Below are 13,096 nucleotides of genomic sequence, written 5' to 3'. Positions count from 1 at the left end.
GCGACAAACCGCTTGGGGAGGTCCGGATGGTCAGGTTCCGCAGGATTCTGGGCGTGGTGGCGGCCGCGCTCACGGCTGCCTCGATGGGAACGGTGCTCAACGCGCAGTCCGCCGCGGCCGCCGGCAAGGGCCCGGACAAGGTGGTCGGCGGCACGACCGCCACCCAGGGCGAGTTCCCGTTCATGGTCCGCCTGTCGATGGGCTGCGGCGGCGCGCTCTACAGCACCACGCTGGTCCTGACCGCGGCGCACTGCGTGAACGGAACCGGCACCAACACGTCGATCACGGCGACCCTGGGCACGGTCGACCTGCAGTCGTCGAGCCGGATCACGCGGAAGTCGAACTACGTCTACCGCGCGCCCGGCTACAACGGCAACGGCGACGACTGGGCGCTCATCCGCCTGGCCAGCCCGGTGACCGGCCTCGCCACGCTGCCGATCGCGACCAGCAGCACGTACGACACCGGCACGTTCACCATCGCCGGCTGGGGTGCGGCCACCGAGGGCGGCGGCCAGCAGCGCTACCTGCGCAAGGCGACCGTCCCGTTCGTCAGCGACTCGACCTGCAACTCCTCGGCCATGTACGGCGGCGACGTCATCGCCGCCGAGGAGATCTGCGCCGGCTACACCGCCGGTGGCGTCGACACCTGCCAGGGCGACTCCGGCGGCCCGATGTTCCGCCGCGACTCGGCCAACGCCTGGATCCAGGTCGGCATCGTGAGCTGGGGCGACGGGTGCGCCCGCCCGAACAAGCCGGGCGTCTACACGCAGGTCAGCTACTTCTCGTCGGCGATCCGCTCGGCGGCGACGAGCCTCGGCGGCTGATCGTCCGCTGTGACACGAGGGGCCCCATCACCGATGGGGCCCCTTTTGATCACTCGTCCTCGTCCTCTTCCGGGTCCAGGTTCGCTTCCTCGCCGAGGACGAAGGCCTGCATGGCCAGCTCGTCCCCCGACGGCGACACGAAGGTCGGCAGCTCCGCCGGCCCCAGCTCCAGCACGTACGACCAGAACTGCCGCACCGCCTCCGGCGCGCTCGCCGCCTCGATCGGCAGGTCGAGGCTGACCAGCCAGGTCTGCTTGTCGCGGTCGCCGCCGAGCCGGGCCGCCAGGGTGCGGAACACGGTCTCGTCGACGGGCACCACGCCCTCGCCGAGCGTCAGCCCCTCGGCCGGCACCGGGTCGTCGAACGAGCGCCGCGTGTAGGCCACCTCGATCTCCGGCACGCCGTGCGCGCCGCGCCGGGCCCGCTCCTGGTTCGCCACGACCCCGAGCCCGACCACGACCGGCGTCTCCTCGCCGGCGACCAGCAGCACCTCGTCCCCCGCCGCGGGTTCGACCTCTTTCGACCCCGCCACCGACAAGGTGTCGTGATGGAACAACCGCTCGGTCGCCCACCTGTCCGCCGGAATGATCACCGCCCACTGAGCCATGCGCACTATGACATCACGACCGGCACTCAGAGAATCGTCCAGGTGTCGCCGGAGTGGAGCAGGCCGGTGAGCATCTCCTCGGGCGTCCCCGTCGCCTGGGCCTTGGCGTCGGCCAGCTGCTTGGTGATCAGCTCGTCGTACGAGGGCCGGGTCACGTCGCGGAACACGCCGATCGGCGTCGTGGACAGGTCCGATCCCGACAAACGGGACAGCGCGAACGCGTACGCGGGATCATCGACCGTGGCATCGTGGCGCAGCGGGGTGCCGCCCTCCTGGACCCGCAGGCCGAAGCTGCCCTCGGGATGGACGACCGACCATCGGCCCTCGGGACCGAAAGTGATCGGCTCGCCCTGCTCCAGCCGGATCAGGTGGTCGTCGCGCGTGCCCGGATCCTTGATGAGCTCGAAGGCGCCGTCGTTGAAGATGTTGCAGTTCTGATAGATCTCGACGAACGCGGACCCCTCGTGCTCGGCCGCCGCGCGCAGCACCGACTGCAGGTGTTTGCGGTCGGAGTCGATGGTGCGGGCGACGAAGGTGGCCTCCGCGCCCAGCGCCAGCGAGAGGGGGTTGAAGGGCGAGTCCGCCGAGCCGACCGGGGTCGACTTGGTGATCTTGCCGAGCTCGGACGTCGGCGAATACTGCCCCTTGGTCAGCCCGTAGATCCGGTTGTTGAAGAGCAGGATCTTGAGGTTGACGTTGCGGCGCAGGGCGTGGATCAGGTGGTTGCCGCCGATGGACAGCGCGTCGCCGTCGCCGGTGACGACCCACACACTCAGGTCGGGGCGCGAGGTGGACAGCCCGGTCGCGATCGCCGGGGCGCGGCCGTGGATGGAGTGCATGCCGTAGGTGTTCATGTAGTACGGGAAGCGCGACGAGCAGCCGATCCCCGAGACGAACACAATATTTTCCCGGGGGATCCCGAGCTCCGGCATGAAGCTCTGCACCGCGGCGAGAATCGCATAGTCACCGCACCCGGGGCACCAGCGCACCTCCTGGTCGGACTTGAAGTCCTTGACGGTCAGGGGCAGCAGCGTCTTACCCATTCTTGACCACGTCCTCGAGCATGCTCTCCAGCGTCGCGGCGGTGAAGGGCAGACCGCTGACCTGGTTGAAGGGGATAGCGTCGACCAGATAGCGGGCCCGGACGACGTGAGCCAGCTGGCCCAGGTTCATCTCGGGGATCACCACCTTGTCGTACGCGGCCAGCACCGCACCGAGGTTCGCCGGCAGCGGTGACAGATGTCGCAGATGGGCCTGGGCGATCGGGAGACCACGCTGGCGCAGCGTGCGGCAGGCGGCGCCGATCGGCCCGTACGTCGAGCCCCACCCGAGCACGAGGACCCGCGCGTTGTCGTCCGGATCGTCGACCTCGACATCGGGCACGGGGATGCCCTCGATGCGGGCGGCGCGGGTGCGGACCATGAAGTCGTGGTTCGCGGGGTCGTACGAGATGTCGCCGGTCTTGTCGGCCTTCTCCAGCCCGCCGATGCGGTGCTCGAGACCGGGCGTGCCCGGGATCGCCCACGGGCGGGCCATGGTCTCCGGATCGCGCAGGTAGGGCAGGAAGCGCCCGTCCGCGTCGTTCGGCTCGCGGGCGAACTCGACCCGCAGGTCCGGCAGCTCCGACACCTCGGGCAGCAGCCACGGCTCCGAGCCGTTGGCCACGTAGTTGTCCGAGAGCAGGATCACCGGGGTGCGGTAGGTCAGCGCGATGCGGGCCGCCTCGAGCGCGGCGTGGAAGCAGTCCGACGGGGACTTCGGGGCGATCACGGCCAGCGGCGCCTCGCCGTGCCGGCCGTAGAGCGCCATGTTGAGGTCGGCCTGCTCGGTCTTGGTCGGCATGCCCGTCGACGGCCCGGCCCGCTGCACGTCGACGATCACCAGCGGCAGCTCCAGCGCGATCGCGAGGGAGATCGTCTCGCCCTTGAGCGCGACGCCCGGCCCGCTGGTCGTGGTGACACCCAGGCTTCCCCCGTACGCGGCCCCGAGCGCCGCCCCGACCGCCGCGATCTCGTCCTCGGCCTGCATCGTGGTGACGCCGAAGCGCTTGTGCTTGCTCAGCTCGTGGAGGATGTCCGAGGCCGGCGTGATCGGATAGGCGCCCAGGAAGACAGGCAACCCCGAGCGCACCCCGGCCGCGACCAGCCCCAGGGCCAGGGCCGCGTTGCCGGTGATGTTGCGATAGGTGCCCGGCAGCATCCGGGCCGGCTTGACCTCGTAGCGCACCGAGAACGTCTCGGTCGTCTCGCCGAAGTTCCAGCCCGCGGTGAAGGCAGCCTTGTTCGCCGCGACCAGCTCGGGGCGCTTGGCGAACTTGCGCTCCAGGAACCGCAGCGTCGACTCGTAGGGCCGCGAGTACATCCAGGACAACAGCCCGAGCGCGAACATGTTCTTGGCCCGCTCGGCGTCCTTCTTCGACAGCCCCGAACCCTCCAGCGCGGCGACGGTCATCGAGGTCAGCGCGACCGGATGAACCGACCACTGTTCGAGCGAGCCGTCCTCGAGCGGGCTCGCGGCATAGCCGACCTTGGTCAGGTTGCGCTTGGTGAACTCGTCGGTGTTGACGATGACGTCCGCGCCGGCCGGGAGGTCGGCGAGGTTGGCCTTGAGCGCGGCCGGGTTCATCGCCACCAGCACGTTCGGGGCGTCGCCCGGCGTGAGGATGTCGTAGTCGGCGAAGTGCACCTGAAAACTCGACACGCCGGGCAAGGTGCCTGCCGGGGCGCGGATCTCCGCGGGAAAGTTGGGCAACGTCGAGATGTCGTTGCCCAGCTGCGCGGTCTCGGATGTGAAACGGTCACCGGTGAGCTGCATGCCGTCACCGGAGTCGCCCGCGAACCGGATCACCACCCGGTCCAGCTGCTCGACCCGCTTCGTCGGAGCGGACACGATCCAACCTCCTGAACCTGCGGGCCCGCTCGGCGTCACGTCATGAGCCAGGCTCGCTGCCGTTACTTCCAGCCTACGTCGGCGCCCCTTACCGCCCAGGTTCTGTCAACAGGCCGACGCCCACAGTAACGATCTGACGTGACCTGGGCCACTTGTGTCCAATCCGTGGTTCGTTACGCTGCGCGGGTGGACGGCTATCTCGGTTCGTACGCCCTGCTGGGTCTCCTGCTGGCCGCCGGCGTCCTCGTCTTCGTCGGCGCGTTCGGGGCGAACAGGCTGCTCAGACCGGCCCGGCCGGCCGAGCCCGCGGGCAAGCGCATCGCGTACGAGAGCGGGATCGACCCGGTCGGCGGCGACTGGGCGCAGGCGCAGATCCGCTACTACGTGTACGCGTACCTCTATGTGCTCTTCGCCGTCGAAGCCGTCTTCTTGTTTCCGTGGGCTGTCATCTTCGACCGGCCGGGGTTCGGCGGGGTGACCATCGCGGAGATGGGGATCTTCGTCGCGGTGCTGGCCCTGGGCATCGTCTACGCCTGGCGCAAGAAGATCCTGACCTGGACCTAGGCCCCGTCCGACCACCCCGCCGCCACCCTCTGACCGGACTGAGGACTGCTATCGGGGTGGCGGGCTCGCCACGCCGCGGCGCGCATGCCACGATCGTGCCCATGGGTCAGCTTCTCCTCTTCATCGTCGTGGCCCTCGTGGTCGCGGCGATCGTCTTCGGCGTCACCGTGATGGTGAGCGGCGGGGACCCCGGCCTGACGCCGGTCGAGCCCGACGGCAAGGCGCTCCCGCTCCCGGTCGACCGGCCGCTGGTGGAGGAGGACGTCACGCACTCCCGCTTCGACATGGTGTTCCGGGGCTATCGCATGGCTCAGGTCGACCAGGCGCTGCAGCGGGCGGCCTACGACATCGGCTACAAGAACGAGCTGATCGGCGTGCTCGAGGCGGAGGTCACGGCGCTGCGGGAGGGTCGGGCCGCGGATGCCGACACGCTGCGGCGGGCTCGGGAGGCGTCGGCTGCTCCCGCGGTGGCGGCTGCGCCTGTCATTGATTTGGACAAATCGCCCTCGCCCGAGAAGGGGGACGAGTCGGCGACTCAGGTGGTGGCTTCTTCCCCGTCTTCCTCCACCTCCTCTGCCGTCTCCTCCTCTGCCGCTTCCACCTCCGACGGCTCGGCCTCTGACGGCTCTGCTTCCACTGGCTCCGACTCCGCTTCCGCTGACTCGGCTTCCGCCTCCGCTTCCGCCTCCGCCGATGCTGCTGACGAAGAGCCGGCGGAGCGTCGATGAGCGACAACGGAACAGTCGGGGGTCTCGGCGACGCCGCCCGCCCCGGCACCGGTGAGGTCACTGCCACCGTCATCGTGAACGCGCCCGCGCCCCGGGTCTTCGCGGCCTTCACGGCCTGGGAGAAGCAAGGCGAGTGGATCCCCTTCACCAAGGTGCGCGTCGTCGAGGGGGACGGCGGCGAGGGCAGCCTGATCGAGGCGGTCACGGCCCTGGGCCCGGCGGCGCTGCGGGACGAGATGCGGGTGGTGCGGGTCGACCATCCGTACGAGGTGCGCGTGGTCCACTGCGGCAAGGTCCTGCGCGGCCCGGGGTCGATGCGCTGCACGGCCATGGGCGGCGACCGCACCCAGGTGGTCATGCACGAGTGGTTCCACCTGCCCGGAGGCGCGGCGGCCAAGCTGGCGTGGCCGATCGTGTGGCCGGGCTCCAAACTGAGCCTCAAGGGTGCGCTGAAGAAGTTCGGGCGGCTCGTCGAGGAGGGCAAGCTGCCGTAGTTTTGTCAGGGGGTCCGTCTACGGTCTACGGCATGAGTGAGGACCTACCCCTGTCCGCCGCGCCGGCGCCCGGTGCCGCGCTGTCCGACACGCCGGCTCACGGTGCCACGTCGTCCGGCGCGGCGGCTTCCGGTGTCGGGCCGGGCGAGTTGCTGGCTGCAGGGCTGGTGCTGGGCGAGGACGGGCGGCCGCGCTGCTTCTGGGGCGGGAGCACGCCCGACTACGTGGCCTATCACGACACCGAGTGGGGCCGGCCGCTGCACGGTGACGACGCGCTCTTCGAGCGGATGTGCCTGGAGGCCTTCCAGTCGGGGCTGGCCTGGATCACGATCCTGCGCAAGCGGCCGGCCTTCCGGGCGGCGTTCGCCGGGTTCGCGATCGACAAGGTGGCCGCCTTCGACGCCACGGACGCCGACCGGCTCATGGCCGACCCGGGCATCGTGCGCAATCGCATGAAGATCGACGCCGCCCTCCACAACGCCCGCGTCGCCGCCGACCTCCCGACCGGCCTGAGCGAGCTGCTCTGGTCCTACGCCCCACCGGCCCGCCCGCGCCCCGCCACGCGCGCCGACGTGCCCGCCACGACCCCCGAGTCGAAGGCGATGGCCAAGGACCTGAAAAAGCGCGGCTTCAAGTTCGTGGGGCCCACGACGGCTTACGCCCTGATGCAGGCGACCGGCATGGTCGACGATCACCTGGCGGGCTGCTTCGTTCCGGCCCGGTGAGCAAGCGGCCGTTCGCGCCCCGTGCGCCGCGGCGCTGCGTTGCTTCGCCGGCGCTGACGCTCGACCGGCGCTGCGCTCACTTCGCCGGGGCTTGGCTCGTCTCCGCCGGCCGGGCGAGCGCGGCTGGGGAGATGGCCGCTGTGACGGGCGGCGGGCTCGCGGGCGGCTGGGTTGCGGGCGGCGCAGTCGCGGGGAGGCGGTCGCGGAAGACCCACCAGCGGGACGCCGAATAGGTGAAGACGGCCACGATGGCCGACGCGGCGACCCGGCCGACGGCGAAGGGCAGGCCCGCCGCGGCCAGGCCGGTCGAGGCGCCCACCGTGATGAGGTAGTCGCCGGCGATCACCACGGCATAGCGGGCAGCCTGGGGGCCGGCCGGGGCGTGGGATCGGAAGTTGACTGTTCGGTTGAGGACGAAGTTCAGGGCGAAGGCGACCACGTAGGCGATCGACACCGCGACGGGCAGGGGCAGCGGGGTCCAGGCCCGGAGCGCGGCCAGCAAGGCGAGATCGACGGCGAAGGTGAAGGCCCCGAGCTCGGCGAAGCCTGCCATGTCGCGCGTGACTATTCGGCGTACGCGGGAAGGCAGCTTGTCGACCCAGGCGGTGAGAAAGTCGCCGGCCCGCTCGGACCGGCTCGGCGCGGTCAAAGGCTCAGCCCGACCTTCTCCTCGTCGCGGATGTAGATGAGCATGTCGCCGGTCTCGATGGTGACCGTCTGCTCGCCGCCGAGCGGCACCACCTTGCCCCGCCGGATCAGGGCCACCACCAGCGTCTGCAGCTCGCGGGGGTTACGGCCGACCTCGGCGCGCTCGGCCGAGCGCATGGCGAGCGCCATCCCCTGGCCGGGCGTGAGCAGATCCTCGACCACGTCGATGAGCGGCGGCGTGGTCGTGGTGAGCCCGAGCAGGCGGCCGGCGGTCGCGGAGGAGACGATCACGTGGTGGGCGCCGCTCTGCTTGAGGAGCGCGGCGTTCTCCTGCTCGCGGACCGAGGCGATGATGCGCACCTGCCCGGCCGTGAGCTGGCGGACCGTCAGCGAGATGAGCACGGACGCCTCGTCGCTGTCGGTGGCGATGATGACGCTCTTGGCGTTCTTGACGTCCGCCTGGTCGAGGACGGCGGAGCGAGTGGCGTTGCCCTCGATCACCGCGAGCCCGGCCGCGGCGGCCTGACGTACACCCTCCTCGCGATTTTCCACGATGACGATGCGGGACTTGTCGTAGCCGGTCTCGACGAGCGCGGCCACCGCGGCGCGGCCCTTGGTGCCGTAGCCGCAGACGATGATGTGGTCCTTCAACTTTCGCCTCCACCGGCTCACCCGGAGGGTGTTCCGGTACTGGTCGGTCAGCACCTCGAGGGTCGTGCCGACCAGAATGATCAGGAAGAGCACGCGGGCGGGGGTGATGAACACGATATTGATCAGCCGGGCGCCGGGGGTCACCGGCGTGATGTCGCCGTAGCCGGTGGTCGAGAGCGTGACGACCGCATAGTAGAAGCAGTCGAGGAGGGTGAGACCGTCCTCGTTGACATCACGGTAGCCGCCGCGGTCGGCGTAGATGATCGCGACCGTGACCAGCACGAGCGTGATCGCGGCCCCCAGGCGGATGCCCAAGGCCCGGAGCGGTCCCTGCCGGACCAGCGGTAAGTGGATCACTGGGCTGCCGCCTGCACGTTCACACCATAGCCGCAGGCCCCCACACCGCTTTTCATGACATCACGGTGCCGGGCGACAATGGAATACCGGGGAGTAAGTTGAGTCATCGTTCAGGAAAAGTCCATTGATGCCGTTGTATGCGGAAAGAACCGCCCCCGAGACTGGCGCCATGGTGCTCCGCCGAACCCTCGCCACCGTCCTCACCGCCGCCGCCCTCCTCCTCGCCCCGGCCGCCGCCGGGGCCGCCGCCCCGACCAAGGCCCAGGTGCTGCTGAGCTGGACGCAGACCACCGCCACCAGCACCCAGGCCTGGAACGCCGCCCGGCTCGACCGCGGGCCCTGGGAGTCCTACGGCTTCGACTGGACGACGGACTACTGCTCGTCGAGCCCGGACAACCCGCTCGGCTTCGACTTCACCCTCTCCTGCTGGCACCACGACTTCGGCTACCGCAACTACAAGGACCTCGGCACGTTCGACGCCAACAAGGCCCGGCTGGACGACATGTTCTATGCCGACCTCAAGCGCGAGTGCGCGACGTACTCGGTGTCGGTGCAGGCCGCCTGTTACAGCCTGGCCTGGATCTACTACCAGGCGGTGAGCATCTTCGGGTCGCTCGAGGCGGTGAACCCGTCCGACGTGGACCGCACCCGCGCCCTGGTCGGATAGCTCACCCCATCGTCTGAGCGAACCGCGCCGAGCCGCGCTCGAGATCCGGGTGCTCGACGGCGAGCGCGGTGGCCACGGCGCGCTGGAAGCCCTGCTCGGCCCCTTCCGCGTACGCGCTGTCGAACGCGCAGTCGCCGAGCTCCCGGCGCAACAACGCCTGCTGGGCCGACCAGAACGCCCCGAACTGGACGGCCCGGCGGGCACCGAGCACCGATTCCGCGCCCCCGAAGAGGACAGCCGCCGTCGCCGGATCGCCACCGGCCGCGCAGCGCACCGCGATCGCGGCGACAGCGTCGGCGGCGGCGCCCCGGAAGCCGTGCCGCAGCCGCGAGCGGAGGGCCACGACCAGATGGTCGTGCGCCGCGACCAGGTCACCGCGGCGCAACGCGACCATACCGAGGAGCCAGTCGACCGTACGGCGGCCGCGGTCCTCGGGCCGGCCGGCCTCCATCAACCGGGCGCCCCCCAGCACCTCGGCCGCCTCGTCCAGCGCGTCGCGCCGCCAGAGCAGTTCGGCGAGCGCCACGATCGAGGGCAGCGCGGCGGCCGGGACCCCGAACCGCTCCGCCTGCACGATCACGTCCCGGCAGAACTGCTCCGCGTCCGCCAGCCGACCGGCTTCGATCAGCGACACGCGGCGGCCGGCCTGGGCGCGTACGAGCAGGGCGGGGTGGGCCGCCTCCCGCGCCAGGACCTCGGCCCGCTGCAGGAAGCGGGTGCGCTCCTCGCGGTCGGGGGACAGACCGGCATGCACCAGGTACGCCTCGGCGAGCTCGACGTCGGCGACGCGCTCGCCGGTCGACTCCAGCCGGGCGTACAGGCGGTGGAGCAGCTCACGGCCCGTCCGCGCACCACCGTGCTCCCGCCACCACGGGTCGAGCGCGCCCGCCAGCCGCAGGCCCGGCCGGGCGCTGCCCCCGGAGAGGCTCCAGCGCAGGGCGGCTTCCCATTCCTTCACGTACGGGGACAGTTCCGTCAGTGACATCGTCCGCGGCTGCCCGTCGGTGTCCACCGCGACGGCCTCGAGCGTGTGCAGCGACCAGGCGACATGTCCGTCCCGGGCGGCCCGCTCCTCCCCGGCGGCCGAGAGGCGCCGGGCGGCGTACGACCGGACCTGCCCGGACAGCTGATAACGCGGCCCGACCACCACGTCGACCAGCGACCGGTCGGCCAGCTCGGTCAGCGCGCCGAACGCGTCCTCGCCGGACCACTCCACCGCGGACAGCTCCACCGGCCCCGCGAAGACCGCGAGACGCCGCAGCAGGCCGGCCGCGGGGGCGGAGAGCGCACGGTACGACCAGTCGAGGTTGCCGGTGAGCGAGTCGTGCCGGGCGAGCGGATCCTCGTCCCTGTCGTCTTTCGCGGCGTCTTCCGTGCTGTCCTTCGCGGCGTCTTCAGCGGCGCCTTTCGTGCCGCTCTGCAGGCCGCCTTTCATGCCGTCGAGGGCGGCGATGGGGTCGTCGAGGCGGGCGGCGAGCTGTGCGGCGGAGAGCAGGCGGAGGCGGTTCGCGGCGAGCTCGATCGCGAGCGGGTGCCCGTCCAGCCGCGCGGCGACCCGGCCCAGGTCGGCGGTCTCGTCCGCATCATTGACCAGCAGGTTCCTGGCCCCGCTCGGTCCGCAGGGTCCGCTCATCCCGCCGGATCCGCCCGGCCCGCCAGACCCACTCATCCCGCCCGGTCCGCTCAATCCGCCGGACCCACTCATCCCGGCGGGTCCGCTCATCCCGGCGGGTCCGCTCATCCCGGCGGGCCTGCTCATCCCGGCGGTTCCGCTCGCACCTCCGACGGGGCGGCCGCGAGCTGCTTCGGCCCGCGCGACCAGCAGCGCATAGGCGTCCGCGGGCGCCAGCGGCGGGATCCGCCGGACCAACTCCCCGGGTACGCCGATCGGAACCCGCGACGTCGCCAGCACATCGAGCCGCGGGCAGGCGGCGACCAGCCGGCGGACCAGCCGCTTGACCTCCACCGGCCGGGCGTCACAGGTGTCGAGCACCAGCAGGACCCGGTCGCCGCCGCAGCGCTCCACGACGGACTCGATGATCGGACGCCCGGGCTCGGACCGCACGCCCATCGCCGCCGCCACGGCCCGGTGCAGGTCACCCGCGTCGGCGACATCGACGAACCAGACCCCGCCCGGGTACGCCCCCCGCACCTCACCGGCGGCCATCAGCGCCAGGCGACTCTTGCCCGTCCCACCGCCACCGGCCACAGTCACCAGACGGTGACGTCCGATCAGGTCACGCAGTTCGGCCAGCTCGGGCTGCCGGCCCACGAACGGGGTCAGCGCCGACGGGAGGTTGTCCTTGGGGGCTCCGGGCGTACGGGGGCGGGGGAAAGATCGTTCCAGCCCGGGCGCGACGATCTGGAAGAGCCGCTCGGAGTCGTCGAAGCCGCGCAGGATGTGCGGGCCGAGATCGAGGAAGTCGAGCGGCGGGTCCATGACACCGATGGCAGCCGGTCGCGCTGCCGCCGCTTGCCGGGCGCCGGCTCTTTCGCTTCGCCAGGCGTCCGCCTCCCCGGTCTGCCTGGCGTCTGCCTCGCCACTTAGCCCGGTATCCGCCCCTCCTGCTCGCCGGGCATCCGCCTCCTCAGGTCGCCGGGCGTCGGCCTTTTCGGTCTCGCGCCGCCCCGGCTGCAGCTCCCGTGACCACGTGGTGACGGCCAGCGCGGTCGCCTCCGAGCACAAGATCTGACCACCGTGCGCAGCGGCGGCGACCCTCGCGGCTCGGTGGACCTCAGTGCTCGCGTACTCATTGCCGCGCGGCCGAGCCCACCCGGTGTGCAGCCCCATGCGCACGCGCGGTGCCGCATCGTCGCTCGGCCATGGGTACGCCGCGAGTGCGCGCTGTGACGCCACACAGGCGGACACAGCATCGGCCGCATCGCTGAACGCAACGAAGAAGGAGTCACCCTCGGTAAGAAGCTCCACACCGGAGTAGTTACTCAGCGCTGCACGAAGCAGATCACGATGGGCATTGAGCACGCCGCCGTAGTCGTCGCCGAGCATCCGGGCCAGCCTCGTCGACCCCTCGATGTCGGTGAACACGAAGGTCACCAGCCCGCTCGGCAGCTCGGTCCGTCCCGACACGGTGAGAACCTCCGCCCCCTTGGGAAGTCGCGTCTCATGCTGCCGCACTGCAATCACGCGGCATATCGTAGAAACGGACGGTAACTGTCCACCCGCCACGGCCGACCCCGGAAGGGCGACCCTCCGCCGAGTCATCGACGCCGACGCACGGCACTACGCGTGACGTAACGAAGCGGTTCACGATCCAGTCACGCCACGGGACGGTCATTTCCACCGACCCGAAAGGATGTCCCCACAAGAGTCACTTTGTGCGACTGCGCCCCGTCACACCACCATCACCGCCAGAGATCACCCGCCCGGCCGCGCCGTGACCCGAAACAGTCAAAGGCCTCCGGCCCTGAGCCCCGCCCCGGACCGGCCCCCGCCCAACCCACCGACGACCCCAACCCGCAGGGCCTCCGACCGCGCGCCCGTCCTCACCCGACGACAGCCCGCCACCCGCAACGGCCCGCAATCCACGGCTGCCTACAACCCGCACCGCATGGCCCATCACAACCGGTAACGCGCAGAAGCGGGACGCCACATCACGGCGCCGACCTCAGCACCCCTACGACACTCGAGATGCCGAACAACCCGCCCCGCGACCAGTCGCAGCAATGCCCCGGCGCCGGCGGAAGGCAGCGGCCCACGCATGCTGCTCGCGGCTCTTCACCCGCCGACCCGCCGAGGCAACGCGCTCCGCCGAATCGCATGGCGCCGTTCGCATCCCCGCCCCGGCCCGCTGCAGCTGCCCGGTAGCCCACGGCCGCCCGGAAGAATCCGCAAGCCGCTCGACCGCGCCGCACCGCCTCCACCACGGACGCGTCCAACCCACCCGCAGTCCCGGCCCTACGCAGCCTCGCCCGCCGACCTCG

Annotated in this window: 12 protein-coding genes; 6 read left to right on the top strand and 6 right to left on the bottom strand. The window is 71.0% G+C overall.

What is annotated here, in order from left to right; translation table 11 throughout:
• Positions 1-26: 26 nt before the first annotated feature.
• Complete coding sequence (locus tag RAN62_RS13490) at positions 27-824, top strand: S1 family peptidase (protein ID WP_305784936.1); 798 nt, start codon at positions 27-29, stop codon at positions 822-824.
• Positions 825-873: 49 nt separating this feature from the next.
• Here the strand turns inward: RAN62_RS13490 and RAN62_RS13485 are convergent, their stop codons facing one another.
• The 3 genes from RAN62_RS13485 to RAN62_RS13475 are packed head-to-tail and all read right to left on the bottom strand — an operon-like array spanning position 874 to position 4,320.
• Positions 874-1,431, bottom strand: a complete 558-nt coding sequence (locus RAN62_RS13485; RefSeq protein ID WP_305784935.1) for a hypothetical protein — start codon at positions 1,429-1,431, stop codon at positions 874-876.
• Positions 1,432-1,457: 26 nt separating this feature from the next.
• A complete protein-coding gene (locus tag RAN62_RS13480) occupies positions 1,458-2,474 on the bottom strand; it encodes a 2-oxoacid:ferredoxin oxidoreductase subunit beta (protein ID WP_305784934.1) in 1,017 nt (338 codons plus the stop codon).
• A complete protein-coding gene (locus RAN62_RS13475; protein WP_305784933.1) occupies positions 2,467-4,320 on the bottom strand; it encodes a 2-oxoacid:acceptor oxidoreductase subunit alpha in 1,854 nt (617 codons plus the stop codon). The genes RAN62_RS13480 and RAN62_RS13475 overlap by 8 nt, the downstream gene beginning before the upstream one ends.
• Before the next feature lie 186 nt (positions 4,321-4,506).
• On the opposite strand from RAN62_RS13475, the gene ndhC reads away from it, so the two are divergent.
• The 4 genes from ndhC (at position 4,507) to RAN62_RS13455 (ending at position 6,831) form a co-directional block, all read left to right on the top strand.
• On the top strand, positions 4,507-4,884 hold the full coding sequence (gene ndhC / locus RAN62_RS13470) for an NADH-quinone oxidoreductase subunit A (protein ID WP_305785285.1): 378 nt from the start codon (positions 4,507-4,509) through the stop codon (positions 4,882-4,884).
• 101 nt (positions 4,885-4,985) lie between these two features.
• Complete coding sequence (locus tag RAN62_RS13465) at positions 4,986-5,612, top strand: DivIVA domain-containing protein (RefSeq protein ID WP_305784932.1); 627 nt, start codon at positions 4,986-4,988, stop codon at positions 5,610-5,612.
• Positions 5,609-6,106, top strand: coding sequence for an SRPBCC family protein (locus tag RAN62_RS13460; protein WP_305784931.1), 498 nt, complete (start codon positions 5,609-5,611; stop codon positions 6,104-6,106). Before RAN62_RS13465 ends, RAN62_RS13460 begins: the two co-directional genes overlap by 4 nt.
• Before the next feature lie 167 nt (positions 6,107-6,273).
• Positions 6,274-6,831 carry a DNA-3-methyladenine glycosylase I gene (locus RAN62_RS13455; protein WP_305785284.1) on the top strand — a complete coding sequence of 186 codons (558 nt, stop codon included), beginning with the start codon at positions 6,274-6,276 and terminating at the stop codon, positions 6,829-6,831.
• 76 nt (positions 6,832-6,907) lie between these two features.
• Here the strand turns inward: RAN62_RS13455 and RAN62_RS13450 are convergent, their stop codons facing one another.
• Both RAN62_RS13450 and RAN62_RS13445 read right to left on the bottom strand, forming a co-directional pair.
• On the bottom strand, positions 6,908-7,480 hold the full coding sequence (locus RAN62_RS13450) for a GtrA family protein (protein ID WP_305784930.1): 573 nt from the start codon (positions 7,478-7,480) through the stop codon (positions 6,908-6,910).
• Positions 7,477-8,487 (bottom strand): potassium channel family protein, encoded by a 1,011-nt coding sequence (locus tag RAN62_RS13445; protein WP_305784929.1) that lies wholly within the window; start codon positions 8,485-8,487, stop codon positions 7,477-7,479. Before RAN62_RS13445 ends, RAN62_RS13450 begins: the two co-directional genes overlap by 4 nt.
• Positions 8,488-8,656: 169 nt before the next feature.
• On the opposite strand from RAN62_RS13445, the gene RAN62_RS13440 reads away from it, so the two are divergent.
• The gene (locus RAN62_RS13440) at positions 8,657-9,154 is read left to right on the top strand and encodes a phospholipase (RefSeq protein WP_305784928.1); all 498 of its coding nucleotides are present in this window, start codon (positions 8,657-8,659) and stop codon (positions 9,152-9,154) included.
• A 1-nt stretch (position 9,155) separates the two neighbouring features.
• On the opposite strand, the gene RAN62_RS13435 is transcribed toward RAN62_RS13440, so the two are convergent.
• On the bottom strand, positions 9,156-12,242 hold the full coding sequence (locus RAN62_RS13435; RefSeq protein WP_369077169.1) for a winged helix-turn-helix domain-containing protein: 3,087 nt from the start codon (positions 12,240-12,242) through the stop codon (positions 9,156-9,158).
• Positions 12,243-13,096: the final 854 nt, after the last annotated feature.

The sequence above is a fragment of the Symbioplanes lichenis genome (genome assembly GCF_030709675.1).
GTDB classification, from domain to species: domain Bacteria; phylum Actinomycetota; class Actinomycetes; order Mycobacteriales; family Micromonosporaceae; genus Actinoplanes; species Actinoplanes lichenis.
The sequence above is the reverse complement of the archived record's forward strand: the minus strand, read 5'-3'. Positions and strand labels throughout refer to the sequence as shown.